This window comes from Clostridium sp. Marseille-Q7071 (genome assembly GCF_965112025.1).
Genome location: NZ_CBCOPR010000001.1, coordinates 4,464,223 through 4,478,759, shown reverse-complemented (window position 1 = coordinate 4,478,759; position 14,537 = coordinate 4,464,223). Strand labels below are relative to the sequence as shown.

Below are 14,537 nucleotides of genomic sequence, written 5' to 3'. Positions count from 1 at the left end.
GTAATTATTGTGTATAATATTCTTTTAACTCCTAATACCTTATGTGAAACTACTAGAATAATATACAAATTTTAAAAATAGTAATACTAAAAAGAGCTAAAATTTTTTTCGATTTTTTACTAAGCTGTATTGAATAAGTGTCGATTTTAAATTTCAGATATTTAAGGTGAGTTGAATATATTTAAGGTCACAAAGTACGTCAGCAATTAGTCTTGATAAGCTTGTTATTGATGGAATATTTACGCTAAGTCTTTCAGAAGTTCTTTTAACAAAGCATTTTATATTGCCAATACGTTTGACTAGGCTCTTACTCCTACACTTTCCAGTTCTGTTCCATATAGAACTGTAGATTTAAATCAGCTTATAAGATTATGTGCTATAAATATTAGCCATAAGAAACTATAGATAGCATATGACTTTGGCGTTCTGAGATTCTTTATATGATATACATTTTAGCCATCTTAAAGAAAGCTTCTATAGTTTGGCGTCTATTATAAAAGTAAAATATTTCTACTGCATTTATGTCTTTGCTACTTATGTTGGTTATGAGCAGAAAGTATTTTAATTTCTTTTTGCAGATAAGGTATGAACTATAATATCCCTAAGTCTATTATTTTCAGGAGGTTCATAAGCCAACGCAACCTTATCAACTTGAGCATATTCTGAATAATGCATGTTATTTGCAATATTGGTAGCAGTTATAGTAGGATATCCTTTAGTAACAAATTTTATCTTAGAAATCGAGAGCAACTTTTCAATATTTTATTAGTTAAAAACTTAAATTCAGTAGGAACAGTAGTTTATAGTTTAAATGACTCTAAAGAGGTAGATATGATAGATGATTTATTAAAATATAAATTAAAAGGTAAAGATAAACAGATTGTATTATTATCTAATTTAGAGATGTGGAAGGAATATGAACTATTTAATATAATAAATAGTGTTGAAGAGTTTATTGATAAAGCTATTTTAAATTAATTTTATAGGGAAACTTAAATATAGTATTTTGAAAGTTATAAATATTTAAAGGTCATAATTAGATTTATGACTTTTTATTTTCAAAATTGATGAAAAATTTAAACTTGATAATAGTATTAAATATTCTGCATACGGAGAAATGTTTTACTTATGGTACGGAGAGCTGTACCACAAATGACGTAGACTTCTTAGTATCAGTATTATAAGATTTGAAGTTTAACATAATACAAACATAGTCGTTATCATTGATATAGACTTAATAAAATAGGACTTACTATGATAAAGTAAGTCCTTGATTCATCTATTAAGAAAATTATGCATTAACCTAATTTATCACCTTTTTTAACAGGCTGTTGTGGTTGAATTAATACCACTCCTTGTTTAGCATAAATTCCTAATACTAATACCTCCGACATAAAATTGGCAATTTGTCTTGACGGCAAGTTTACTACCCCTAAAACTTGCTTACCTATAAGGTCTTCTTTTTTATAACATTCAGTAATTTGGGCACTCGATTTCTTTATACCAATTTCGTTACCAAAATCTATCAATAGTTTATAAGCAGGTTTTTTGGCTTTTTCAAAAAAATCCACTTCGATAATTTCCCCAACTCGTATATCTAATTTCATTAAATCGTCAAAAGTAACCATAAAAACACCTTCCTTTCGATTTGATACACAATATAAGAATAATATGTATTAATAGAACTATTTATTTATTTTTACTGGATTAGTCTTAGAACAAGGAACGTTAACTAAACATTTACCACAAACATCTGATAAACCAATATCTGAATGAATTTTATCGTTATGCAAACACATTTCATAACATTTATGTCTGTCAAAGCAATCAACTTTTAAAGCATTATTTACACATCTATCCACACATTTTTTGCATACATTCATATGCTTATATAAACAATTCTCTTTATTTTTTCTTTTAGTAGGCTCTATTTTTAAATCAGTTATAAAACTACCAACCCTTCCACAACATCCTTTGTCAGTAATTAACATATTGTTTAGCCCAAATTTTCCTAACCCAGCAATAAAGGCAACATGTCTATGAGACCAGTCGCTAATCAATTTTTTATTATCAAAATTATGCGTTGCTGGCATAATATTTGATTTATACCCTAATTTTTGTAACTCATTTTTAATAAAAGTATTTAAATCTAATATTAGTTGATTAGTTTCTACATATGCTTTTGCCCAAACTTTCGAACTTTCTTTTCTTTCTATATTACTTTCAACTACAACTTCATCAAAAGGTATAAAATATGCTACTACGGTTTTGGCTTCTGGTAAAAAATCTTGAGGTATTGCATGAGAAGGACTTACTACATCTTTAAGATTATAAAACATTTCATCCATGGCATCTGCATATGCTACCAAAGGTTCTTTCCATTTAGTTTGAACATCTCTCATTTCTGAATAGTGTTCTACAAATTGTTTTATAATTATCTCTATTTTATTATTCATTTTTACCCCCTAAACTATTTAAAAAAATAAAGAACTATTTTAAAATAGTCCTTTAAAATGTTATCTACATACTATTATAACTTTTTGGATAGATAAGTCTTTTCTAAAATCTAGTTAGTATTTAGCTTATTTTTTGATTTTTCTTCTAAAATCTGTAGGTGATATTTTTTCTAAATACTTAAATACTCTAGTAAATGATGAATTATGTTCATAACCCACAATTTGAGAAATTTGTAAAATTGTTAAGTTTGTATTTAAAAGAAGTTCTTTTGCTTTTTTCACTCTTAGATTTTGTATATATTCAACAGGAGAGACATTCATTTTATTTTTAAACCATTCACTATAATAACTTATATTATAATGCTCAATATCTGCTAATTTTTTTAAATCTATATCTTCTGTAAAATGTTCGTTAATATATTTTATAGAATCAGGTATACTTCTATCTGCAATAAAATGATAACAGTAGAGGAATAAGTCATTAATGGAGCTAGAACTTTTTTTATTGTTAGCTTCATTTAACAATAAATATCTTATAGCTTTCCATTTATCATCAAATAAGAATTCTCTTCCACCTATCATCTTTTCCATATCATATTTATTAAGCATATTATTAGATATATCTAAAACCAAGAATTCATTACTTTTATTAGCTCTAAAGCTGTGTTTACAATCTGGAGGAAGAAAGAACAGGTGCTCATCGTCTAGTGCTAGTTTTTTATAATTGGTTTCTATATAAAGTATCCCATGAATGGGTAAAATCAATTGAGCATATAAATGAGCATGTGTATTAAGTTTATAATCGTATATTCTACGTTCACATTTTATACTATTCAGAAGTATTCACCTCTTTCTTTTTATATACTATAATTGTAAATTGACGCAATAAATTTATTATAACATACTATTTTTAAATATATATTGTTATGTTGAAAGCCCTTACCTCGGAAATATAGTAAAGTTATTTTAACCCTTAGGAGAGGTAATAGGATGATAGAAGTTAGGACATCTGAATGAAAAAGAAAGGTTCTAAATCTCTTTCACAGAAATTCAAGAAAATACTCAAGAGATACTACAGATTTTGGATAAGGAATACTGGTCAGAGAGGCTAAAGTACGAAGATGATATAGGTATGTAGTAGTTTTAGAGAAGAAAGAAAACTTTAAGCAAATTAATAATAACGTCTATATTTATTATGCTATATAACTGATAATTCCACTAGAATTAACACCACAAAATTTAAAAGATTACATTATAGACTAACAAGCCTTAATTATCATTATATTGGTAATTAAGGTTTTCATTATTATTTTTCAAAATAACTGTTGACCTTAACGGTCCGTAAAGGACTATTATAAGATTGTAGATGGGGTTAACACCATTAAAATATAGAAAATATTTTCAAATAAAAAATAAACGTAGTTGGTATTCTAATGCTAACTACCTAGATAGAGGGAAGAATAGTATGGAGATTAAAATTTTAGATACTTATAATTTATATAAAGAATTGATTAATTTACCTAAAGAAAATCGTTTAGAATTTTACGAAAGCAATTTAGCTAAGCCATTTGAGTTTATGTATAATATAATGAATATGAAAATGGAACCTGAAATGATGGGGTATTTGCCCCTTAATGGTCATGATGATGAAATAAATGATATGTTAAATATGCTTCAAGAGGAAAATGCTTGGAGCGTGGCGAAAGAAGCACTTGAGGAATCTGCTGAAAGGTTTAAAAATATTAATATAGATTTACCAGAAAGTATTACCCTGGGAATTTTCATAGGCAATCCTGAATTTCTTGAAAATATGAAAGGCTATACTGGTATGGGATCAATCCCAGGATATATTCAAATAGTAATTGCACCTAATGAATATAATTTACCACGTTTAAAGTCAATTATAGCACATGAATTTCATCATAATGTACTTATGAAAAATGTAAAGTGGAATTTTATGAATGTATCTGTTAGTCAATATATAGCCTTAGAGGGGTTAGCAGAAAGTTTTGCAGCAAGCTTATATGGAGATGAATTTATAGGACCATGGGTTACATCAGTCCAAGGTAGGGATTTAGAAAAATCATTTAAAATTATAGGAGATGCACTTGATATTACTGGATTTAATGAAGTTCGTAAATATGTATTTGGAGATCAACTTGTAAATGTTGAGGGATGCGAATCTACAGGTATACCAGTTAGTGCAGGATATGCAGTAGGATATCATGCAGTACAAGGATTTCTAAAAAATACAGGTATTTCAGTAGAGGAAGCAACATTAATAGACAGTGATATAATAATGAAAAAATCAGGATGTTTTATATAAAATTATAAATTGTGAAGTAGTAGAACTTAAATATTTAAGATAAGGCACATTCAAATAAATAACTAGTCAGTATGCTAGTTTATTTTGCGAACTACTTCTTCCTTAGAATCTACTAATAGCACCACTATTAGTAGATTCCAAGTCATCGTATTTCACAAAATATCCGTCGCATCTTTGACTTGTTATTTATTTTCATATGCCTAAATGCAAATAAAATATTAGATCAATACAATGACTGACACCATGAGGTCAGTCATTGTTTATTATAATGAATGTAGCAGGAGTTTATGAACAGTGAAGGGAATATACTGTTATATTTTATAAAATTTAGTAAGGAAAGAGGTATGAATTAATGGAAATTAAAAAAATAAAAAATAGAAATGTTTTATTTACTAGTTCTCCATCAGATTTCTGGGATTTAAACTTACATTTAATTATGGGAGAAAAAAATAATTATATTATCGACACTGGATTAGGTTCTTTAGGGATTGCTCCTATAAAGGAATATATAAAAAATGATCCTAAGCCAGTAGTGGTAATTAATACACATTATCATTGGGACCATATATGGGGTAACAGCTCCATGAAAGATAATATAATTATATCTCATAAATTATGTAGAGAAATGATAGAATCAAACTGGGAAGTAATGATGCAAAAAAATAGGGATTATGTTTGTGGTGAAGTAGAAATGTATTTGCCTAATTTAGTATTTGAGGAGGAATTGTATTTTCCAGAAGATAAAATAAGGATTATATATACCCCAGGACATACAATTGACTCAATAAGTATTATCGACGAGGAGGAAAAAGTAATCAATGTAGGCGATAATATTGGAGATAATATGGAGGAAATTATTCCAAGTCTTTGTTGCGAACCAAAGGTATATACTAATACACTTTTAAAATATACAAATATAGATTTTGATACTTGCATTTCAGGACATAATGTAGTACAAGGAAAGGAAATTATAGATAAAATACTAAGCAAATTATAACGGAAAATAATGTTATAATTAGCACATAAATAAGTTACACAATTGTTTTATATTAAGATGTAATTTATTAATTAGAATTGAAGGTGTTTTATATGAAATATGAATGGCTTGATGAGTATTGTCTTTCTAAAAGTGGAGCAGTAAAAGACTTTAAGATAGAATGGGATGCAACAAGATATCTCATAGGAAGTAAAATGTTTGCTATGCAGGGTGGAGACAAAGATAAAAAACCAATTATTACATTAAAGTGTGAACCACTATTTGGACAGCATTTACGAGAAGAATATAAAGACATTGTTGCAGGATATTATATGAATAAACAACACTGGAACTCTGTATATTTAGATGGTGAGGTTCCAGATGATATTTTAAAACAAATGATAGATATGTCATATGAATTAGTATTAAATTCTTTGAGTAAGAAAATGCAAAAAGATATTATTGGATAAAATAAAAGACGGCTTATATATTTCAAAGCTGTCTTCATGGGAAAAGTTGTTGTTTTTTAATGTTGTAATTATAATTATTAAATTTATAAAGCACAGTTTACAATTGTAGTATTTAATATATTAACTAATACTTTAATTGTAATACGTATATTTATTATAGTTAAGTTTATAGGTATTGATTCGAATTATACTGCACCTCAGGGGAACCCTTATACAATTAAGAATTGACGATTGGCAATGGACAATTATTGATACTTCTGCTTTATGGAGAAGTATCAATAATTGTTTTATTAAAAATCTATCTAAAGAAATTAATTTACAAAATTAATTTCAACCATAATTATCAAATTTCCATTCTCAATTCTCCATTGGTTAAGCTGTTCCCCTGAGGTGGAAATGACAATACATTAGAAGGAAAAAATTAGCTTATTTATAATTCTACATTGTAAACTGTGCGGTATTTTAAGGATTTAAGCATTTATTTAGTAAATGCAATGCTCCTTTAAAACCTACATAAGGTGTATAAGGATATTTTAAAAAGTAAAATTCATAATTTGGAATATCTATTTGTATCTTTTTACATTTATTTTTACACAAACTAAGTGTAACAGCATTACCCATAAGAATTTGAAAATTTTCTTTTTTAATTATTTCTTCCCATTGATTTTCTTTATAAAATGGAATACTATCTGTTTTCATGTCAGGAGAAGTACACCATACATGAGCTATGTTAAATCCAGCTTCATCCTTTAAAAAATCTTTTATTCCACTTACTACGTCAATATGACCTCCAATAACAATTGAAGGTTTATTAAATTGAGCAGTATAAGATGATGCAACTTTTAGTGAAGTTTCTAACTCATTTACTTCAGATTTTATAAATTCATCATTACATTTCATTTTTAAGGTTTCTGAAATTTTTTCAATCCATTGTAAAGTTCCCTTAAGACCGTAAGGTTTTCCAAAAACATAAGGCGTTCCAAAACGATTTTCTAAAGTTTTAGCAGCATTAATACCTTCATTTCTCAGTACAATATTTACATGAGATGCTCCCATAGATTTTATGTCAGAAATATCAGTATCAGAAGTCATTATACAAATTGGTTTAGCATTAAAACATTCCTTTAATATTCTCTTAATTTCATATATGTCTGAAAGATAGTTAAAATCATCTGCACAAGACCCTATTATATTAAAAGTTAAATTTTCTGTTTTCTTCACATCTACAGGAAGAGTTTTTACTAAGATATCCAGTGTATCTCGAATTCCAATAGTCCAATTTCCTTGGAAGCCATCATTTTTTATAGGTATTATTTGTGTATTACTATACTTCTTTTGATATTTTCTACAATTCATAGCAATATCTGATCCCATAGTTGCCGAAAGGGTAGATGGCATAATAAAAAGTACAGGTGGATTATGAGCTTTAATAATTTCATCAATTGCCTTATCAAGACGAGTCATTTCTCCTAAGGCTATATCAGTTTCATCTAAGTGAGTAGTAAAGATTTTACTATTTTGCTCACCTTGCATTCTGGCAAAACTGTTTAATTCAAATCTGGTAGTTCCTGATGTACCAAACTCTAGTATATAAGCATCTTTTATAGGTAATAGTGTCCAAAGTGATCCCATTCTATCAGAAGGTATAGGATAGTATTTATAAAGAGCCACTATTCATTCACCTCCTTATTAGTTTTATGGTTATAAGATTTATCTACGGAGCAGATATTTTTAAGGATGCTTAAAGGTTGCTCAAATCCAAGTTCAAAATCACCAGCTTTATATCTTATACATTGCATAGATAATGTTTCATTTTTTTCTATTGGTGTATAACCAAAGAAGTAATCTATAGGAAATGAACTTAAAGCTCTATTTATAGTACTAAAATTAAATGTATGTCCTACATAAGGATTATAATCTAATGAAAGTATTTTGTTACTCCATAATTTATTTTTATCAAAAAAATAATCTGCTTCTATGTATACTGGCTTCATCCCTAAAGATGAAAGAAATGCTGAATGAATAAATGGATCTAATGTCATATATCCACTAGCAAATATTTTTCCTTTAAGAACAGGTTTATAGGTTTCTATTTGTTCTTTAGCTTTTATATAAAGTTCTTCTATTTCACTTTCTATGGATATATCTAAATAACTAGCTATTTGTTCATAAGCATTTTTTATTTCATCAATATCTAAAAGGTGAGGAAAGAGAACATATGGAGTTCCAAACTTCTCATAAATTTTTTCAGCTAATGGCAGTGCTGCTATATCTGTAACAATAGAAAGCTCAGCAGAAGGAGCTTTACGTAAAGAATCAATTGTTAGATTATGTGGAATCGTACAATTAACTTTTATATTATGATTTTTCAACAAAGTTATAACTTCACTTTTATGAAGCTTATTAGATCCCTCACCTAATATATTAATAGTATTTTTTTCAACATTTTGTTTTTCCATAATATCGCAAAGAGAACTTAAAGAAGCTTCTTTTGAGGGAACAGAACTATAACATTTAAAATGAGCAGCATTTATATGAATTACCTTTGAATTTAAAATAGAATTTGCTTTACGGGCTATTCCTTGAAAATCCTCACCAATCATTTCAGGAACGCAAGCAGATACTAAAATTATTACCTCTGTACCTGTTTTATCTATTTCTTGCAATGCCTCAATAATACCATCTCTACAGCCAAAAATAACTTCCTTTGGATCTAAAGAATAAGACCAAGTAGTATTTTCATCAAATTCATCCTTGGAAGATATGGAGATATTTTTATTGTAATAAGTGCATTCAGCTGTACCAACTATCAACGTTGAAGCTCCTTTTATTCCTGAAAAAACATTAGTTACTAATGCAAGAGGACATCTAGGACCAGGATAAATGGCATGTGCACCTTGCTTAATATCCTTATCTTTTTTTATATCTGAAAGTTTTCTTAAATTATCAATAGCAGTATTTTCTTTTAAAATAGAATTAATTTCCATAATTCACCTCTTGTAAATAATCTTACAAAATTTATTCATTAATTTTATTTCCGTAAATTATATTCGCAAGATTATGATATTTTTTTGCCATTTCACTATCTGGAAATGCTTGTACAACAGTCATACCCATAGCTTCTGCTTTCTGAACTAATGGATCTCTAGCTATGCTATAAATTATTTCCGTTTCAATTTCTTCTGCGGTCTTTTCTACCAATTCTTTTTCACCTTCAAAGTTTTTAGCGTTAAAAATGAGACCTTTTAGAGAAGCATAGCCCATTTTTCCAAAGTTTTTTACGGCATAGGAAATATTACTTGCTGCGTAAAGAGACATCATTTCTCCAGAGGTGACAATGCATACTTCATCAGCATAGCCTCCTCTTATTGGCATAGAAAAACCGCCGCAAACTACATCTCCTAGAACGTCATAGAGGACTACATCAGGCTTATAGTATTCATAGGCATCAAGTTCTTCTAATTTTTCAAAGGCAGTTATTATACCTCTTCCTGCACATCCCACTCCTGGCATAGGTCCACCTGCTTCTACACAAAGAACTCCACTGTCACTTTCAAATACTAAATCTTTTAAAGTTACATCACTATCATCGATATTTCTTAAGGTTTCAAGTACAGTTGGAATAGGTTTCCCATAAGTTAAATTTCTAGTTGAATCTGCTTTAGGATCACAGCCAATTTGTAATACTCTTTTTCCCATAGCAGAAAGTGCAGCAGAAATGTTAGATACTGTTGTAGATTTACCTATTCCACCTTTCCCATATATTGCAATTCTTTTCATTTATAATCCCCCTATTAAGTTTGACTATTTATTGTTATATATTATTTATGCAAGATAATGATTATCATTATCAAGAATGTAAACAAACTGAATTATATCATCTAACTAAAAAATGGGCAAGTAGATAAACATCTAAATCTTGGAATTATTTTAAGTTTAGATTAAAAAATATCATATATTGTATAGTACCGCTTAATTGATTTATAAATAAAAGTTTGCATATATTTTTTTACTAATAATTTTATTTTAGATATTTATAATAAGTGGTTTAGATGCTGTAAAAGTAGGCTAATTAAAGATTGTTCTACGTAAAAGAAATATATATAGCATAATTTTTACAAGGAAAATAAATAATTTATTGACAAATATAACTATTAATAAGTATAATCAATAATGATATTCATTATCAATAAAAAGTTTATATATAAACAAAACCTTATATTGAATTTAATTACATATGGCACATAAGTACTTAAATTTTAATCTTAGTAGGTTAAGCACTTATATGCACATAAAAATACATAACATATTAAAGGGGAGTAGATGTTAATGAAAAAAAGATTATTAGTATTAACTTTATCAGCATTGGTGGTTGTTGGTGTAACTGGCTGTGGTAGTAAAAATAATAGCGAAGAAAATGCATCAAATGGTAATAAAGAAGTACAACAAAGTACCAACGAATCACAGCAAGAAAACAAAGAAAAGAAAATAACCTATTTAGGAAAAGATTATACAGTACCAAGTAAAGATGCAAAGATTGTTATAACAGGAACTATGGAGTCAATGGAAGATGCATTAATACTTGATGTAAAACCTTTAGGTGCAATTACTGTAGGTGGAGAATTTCCAGCAATGTTTAAAGAAATAACAGCTGAAACAAAACCTATAGGAGAGAAAATTCAACCTAATATTGAAACTATTTTATCGTTAAAACCAGATATAATATTAGGATCAACTAAATTTCCAGCTGAAACTTTAGAAAAGTTAAACAAAGTAAAGGATACTATACCAGTTTCACACATATCTACAGATTGGGAAGATAACCTTATGCTTATGGGGCAATTAAGTGGTAAAGAGGATAAAGCAAAAGAAATTATAGAGAAATATAAAGAAGATGCAAAAGAAGCTAAGGAAAAACTTGGTGATAAAATGAAAGATAAAAAAGTAGTTACTATAAGAATAAGAAGCGGCAATATATTTATTTATCCTGAAACTGTATTCTTTAATCCAGTCCTTTATAATGATTTAGGATTAACAGCTCCAGAACCAGTTAAGGCTGCAAAAGCTCAAGAAGAGATTTCACTAGAAAAGTTTTCAGAATTAAATCCAGATTATATTTTTGTTCAATTTTCAGAGAATGAAAATGCAGACAAGCCTAAAGCATTAGAAGAACTAAACAATAATCCAATTTGGAAAAGTATTAATGCAGTAAAAGAAGGAAAAGTTTTTGTAAATACTGTTGATCCATTGGGTCAAGGGGGAACTGCTTGGAGTAAATCAAATTTCTTAAAGGCGGCTGTATCAGAGTTATCTAAATAATTAGGAGTGAAAATAGTGTTATGTCAAAAAAGATTTCAAAACCAATGTTAATTTTATCAATATCGCCAATAGTTATAGTGTTAACAGTGGTTTTATCAATCCTATATGGAGCAAAGGACATTGATATAAACATAATAAGAGATGCTTTCTTAAATTTTGATTCAACCAACGTAAATCATCAAATTATAATGTATTCTCGTTTACCGAGGGTTATAAGTGCACTTTTAATTGGAGCATTTTTAGCAGTATCTGGAGCATTAATGCAGGGGGTGACAAGGAACTACCTTGCATCCCCTTCTATTATGGGAGTTTCCGATGGCTCAGTTTTTGTAGTTACAATTTGTATGATATTTTTCCCAGAAGCATCTTCATTGAGTTTAATTATTTGTTCTTTTATAGGTTCTGCCATTGGAGCATTAATAATTTTTGGACTAGCATACCTTTTGCCAAATGGAATGTCACCAGTAAAGCTTGCCATTATTGGAACAATTACAGGTGCTTTTTTAAGTAGTATTTCTTTGGCTTTATCTACATATTTTCAAGTTTCACAAAACATAAGTTTTTGGTACAATGCTAGGCTTCATCAAATTACCCCAGATAAAATAAAGTTTATAATACCTTTTGCTATAGTGGGAATGATAGCTGCAATGGCAATATCTAAATCTATAACAATATTATCTTTGGGGGATGAAATTTCAATTAGTCTTGGACAAAGAACTGGACTTATAAAAATTATTGCTATGACTACGGTTGTTATACTAACAGGAATATCAGTAGCTTTGGCCGGGAAAATAGCTTTCATTGGGCTTATAATACCTCATATAATTAGATTTTTAATTGGAAGTGATTATAGGTGGATTATTCCATGCTCTGCGGTTACTGGAGCTATATTTTTAGCAGTTTGTGATATAGTAAGTAGATTTTTGAATTATCCATTTGAAACACCAATAGGAGTTGTAACTTCTCTTATAGGGGTGCCTTTCTTTTTATATTTAGCAAGGACTAAAGGAGGGCAAAAAAATGCGTAGAGATTCTTTAAAAAGGTATAGTACTGTAATTGTAGTAAGTATTATTTTAATTTTAGCAGCAATGTATATAAGTATAAGTAAGGGTACTTATGATATTTCTATTAAGGATTTGATAGATACAATATTTAGAATAAATCCTGATCCAAATAATGATTTGGTTATATTTGAATTTCGTCTTCCTAGAGTTGTAATTGGAGCTTTAGTAGGATTTGGATTTGGAATTGCGGGAACAGTAATTCAAGGAGTAACGAAAAATGGTTTAGCTGATCCAGGAATTTTAGGTATAAATGCAGGAGCTGGAATGGCAATTGTATTATTCATGTTCCTATTCCAAGGGAATATTAATAATACAGGATGGTTTTCTGTTTTTGCTATGCCTTTATTTGGTTTAATGGGTGGACTTACGTCAGCTATATTAATTTATCTTTTTGCTTGGAAAAATGGCAGGTTGGATACCCAAAGGCTTATTTTAGTAGGGATAGCAATAAGTTCAGGCTTAGGAGCAGTTTCACTATTTATATCCTTAAAAATGAACCCTTCAGATTTTGAAATGGCTACAGTTTGGATTAACGGAAGTATATGGAATGCCAATTGGAAATATATTTTATCTATAATACCTTGGGTAGTTGTTTTATTTCCTGTTATTTTAAAAAAAGCATTTATTTTAGATCTCTTTCAATTAGAAGAAAATACAGTTAAAAGTCTAGGAATATCTACTGAAAGGGAAAAAGCTATATTATTATTGTCAGCCATAGGCATTGTTAGTGCATGTGTTTCTGTATCAGGTAATATTGGATTTGTAGGATTACTTGCACCTCATATTTCAAAGAGTTTAGTTGGAATACAACATAAGAGAGCCATTCCCGTAGCTGGATTAATAGGAATGTTATTGGTTATAGTTTCGGATTCTATTGGAAGAACAGTATTTGCTCCTGCAGAATTGTCTGTTGGAATTGTTATTTCTATAGTTGGCATACCTTATTTTGTGTATCTACTATTAAAAGCAAAAGTATAGAAGGTGATTAAGGTGAGTATATTAGAAGTTAATAAATTAGAAACATGCTATGAAAACTTTAAAGTGTTCAAAGATATAGATTTAGAAATAGAAGAAGGAAAAGTAACTACTATTATTGGACCTAATGGATGTGGAAAGTCTACTTTATTAAAAACTATGGGACGTATTATAAAGTCAAGCAGTGGAGCTGTCTATTTAAGAGGAGAGAATATTACTAAAATCCATACAAAAGATATTGCAAAGGATTTAGCTCTTCTTCCACAAAATCCTGTAGCGCCTCCAGAGTTAAAGGTTGAAGAATTAATTTCTTATGGAAGATTTCCTCATTGTAAGAAGATGAATAAATTGACAACTAAAGATAAAGAAATTATAGATTGGGCTATAAATATCACAAAAGTTACTGATTTTAAAGACCGTGAAATAGGTTGTTTATCTGGCGGACAGAGACAAAAAGTATGGTTAGCCATGGCATTAGCCCAAGAAACAGATGTCTTACTTCTTGATGAACCTACTACTTATCTTGATATGTCCCATCAACTAGAAGTACTTAAAATTGTAGAAGAGCTAAATAAAGAAAGAAAGCGTACTGTAGTTATGGTTCTACATGATATTAATCATGCATCAAGATTTTCTCATAATATTGTGGCAATGAAAGGTGGAAAAATAATTGCTGTAGGAAAGCCAGAAGAAATAATTACAAAACCTGTGCTCAAAGAAGTTTTTAACATTGAAGCAAGAATTATGATTGATGAAGAAAACGGATCTCCTGTATGCTTTGGATATGATAGTTTGTAAAATTGATAATTGACGATTGACAATGGACAATTGTGGTGAATTCTCAGCAAAGCATGAGAATTTCCTAACTGATGTATTTTCTAAAATTTATTATTTTGTTTTTATATAATAAATTTTAGGAGGTTTCTATTAGAAAATAATTAAAAACCTAT

13 protein-coding genes and 1 pseudogene are annotated in these 14,537 nt (G+C 28.8%); 8 read left to right on the top strand and 6 right to left on the bottom strand.

What is annotated here, in order from left to right; translation table 11 throughout:
- Positions 1-669: 669 nt before the first annotated feature.
- A complete protein-coding gene (locus ACWPW7_RS21265) occupies positions 670-978 on the top strand; it encodes a DUF6718 family protein (RefSeq protein WP_454055176.1) in 309 nt (102 codons plus the stop codon).
- A 320-nt stretch (positions 979-1,298) separates the two neighbouring features.
- Here the strand turns inward: ACWPW7_RS21265 and ACWPW7_RS21260 are convergent, their stop codons facing one another.
- From ACWPW7_RS21260 to ACWPW7_RS21250, 3 genes and pseudogenes are all read right to left on the bottom strand, one after another.
- A complete protein-coding gene (locus ACWPW7_RS21260) occupies positions 1,299-1,628 on the bottom strand; it encodes a tRNA-binding protein (protein WP_291568007.1) in 330 nt (109 codons plus the stop codon).
- 57 nt (positions 1,629-1,685) lie between these two features.
- Positions 1,686-2,456, bottom strand: coding sequence for an epoxyqueuosine reductase (locus ACWPW7_RS21255; protein ID WP_454055175.1), 771 nt, complete (start codon positions 2,454-2,456; stop codon positions 1,686-1,688).
- A gap of 110 nt (positions 2,457-2,566) precedes the next feature.
- Positions 2,567-3,293: pseudogene (locus ACWPW7_RS21250) on the bottom strand (AraC family transcriptional regulator).
- Positions 3,294-3,921: 628 nt separating this feature from the next.
- Between ACWPW7_RS21250 and ACWPW7_RS21245 the strand changes: the two are divergent.
- From ACWPW7_RS21245 to ACWPW7_RS21235, 3 genes are all read left to right on the top strand, one after another.
- The gene (locus ACWPW7_RS21245) at positions 3,922-4,782 is read left to right on the top strand and encodes a DUF2268 domain-containing protein (RefSeq protein WP_454055174.1); all 861 of its coding nucleotides are present in this window, start codon (positions 3,922-3,924) and stop codon (positions 4,780-4,782) included.
- Positions 4,783-5,134: 352 nt separating this feature from the next.
- Positions 5,135-5,779: an MBL fold metallo-hydrolase gene (locus tag ACWPW7_RS21240; protein ID WP_454055173.1), complete on the top strand. Its 645-nt coding sequence runs from the start codon at positions 5,135-5,137 to the stop codon at positions 5,777-5,779.
- Between the two features lie 92 nt (positions 5,780-5,871).
- Positions 5,872-6,228: an MmcQ/YjbR family DNA-binding protein gene (locus ACWPW7_RS21235; protein ID WP_454055172.1), complete on the top strand. Its 357-nt coding sequence runs from the start codon at positions 5,872-5,874 to the stop codon at positions 6,226-6,228.
- A 462-nt stretch (positions 6,229-6,690) separates the two neighbouring features.
- On the opposite strand, the gene ACWPW7_RS21230 is transcribed toward ACWPW7_RS21235, so the two are convergent.
- The 3 genes from ACWPW7_RS21230 to ACWPW7_RS21220 are packed head-to-tail and all read right to left on the bottom strand — an operon-like array spanning position 6,691 to position 10,008.
- Positions 6,691-7,899, bottom strand: a complete 1,209-nt coding sequence (locus ACWPW7_RS21230) for a nitrogenase component 1 (RefSeq protein ID WP_454055171.1) — start codon at positions 7,897-7,899, stop codon at positions 6,691-6,693.
- A complete protein-coding gene (locus ACWPW7_RS21225; protein ID WP_454055170.1) occupies positions 7,899-9,215 on the bottom strand; it encodes a nitrogenase component 1 in 1,317 nt (438 codons plus the stop codon). Before ACWPW7_RS21225 ends, ACWPW7_RS21230 begins: the two co-directional genes overlap by 1 nt.
- Positions 9,216-9,246: 31 nt before the next feature.
- Positions 9,247-10,008 (bottom strand): nucleotide-binding protein, encoded by a 762-nt coding sequence (locus tag ACWPW7_RS21220; RefSeq protein ID WP_454055169.1) that lies wholly within the window; start codon positions 10,006-10,008, stop codon positions 9,247-9,249.
- A 549-nt stretch (positions 10,009-10,557) separates the two neighbouring features.
- On the opposite strand from ACWPW7_RS21220, the gene ACWPW7_RS21215 reads away from it, so the two are divergent.
- From ACWPW7_RS21215 to ACWPW7_RS21200, 4 genes are read left to right on the top strand one after another with little or no spacing between them, the layout of a single operon-like run.
- Positions 10,558-11,547, top strand: a complete 990-nt coding sequence (locus ACWPW7_RS21215; protein ID WP_454055168.1) for an iron-hydroxamate ABC transporter substrate-binding protein — start codon at positions 10,558-10,560, stop codon at positions 11,545-11,547.
- Between the two features lie 20 nt (positions 11,548-11,567).
- Complete coding sequence (locus ACWPW7_RS21210; protein WP_454055167.1) at positions 11,568-12,575, top strand: FecCD family ABC transporter permease; 1,008 nt, start codon at positions 11,568-11,570, stop codon at positions 12,573-12,575.
- Complete coding sequence (locus ACWPW7_RS21205) at positions 12,568-13,590, top strand: FecCD family ABC transporter permease (RefSeq protein ID WP_454055166.1); 1,023 nt, start codon at positions 12,568-12,570, stop codon at positions 13,588-13,590. Before ACWPW7_RS21210 ends, ACWPW7_RS21205 begins: the two co-directional genes overlap by 8 nt.
- Before the next feature lie 12 nt (positions 13,591-13,602).
- On the top strand, positions 13,603-14,385 hold the full coding sequence (locus tag ACWPW7_RS21200; protein WP_454055165.1) for an ABC transporter ATP-binding protein: 783 nt from the start codon (positions 13,603-13,605) through the stop codon (positions 14,383-14,385).
- Positions 14,386-14,537 lie beyond the last annotated feature (152 nt).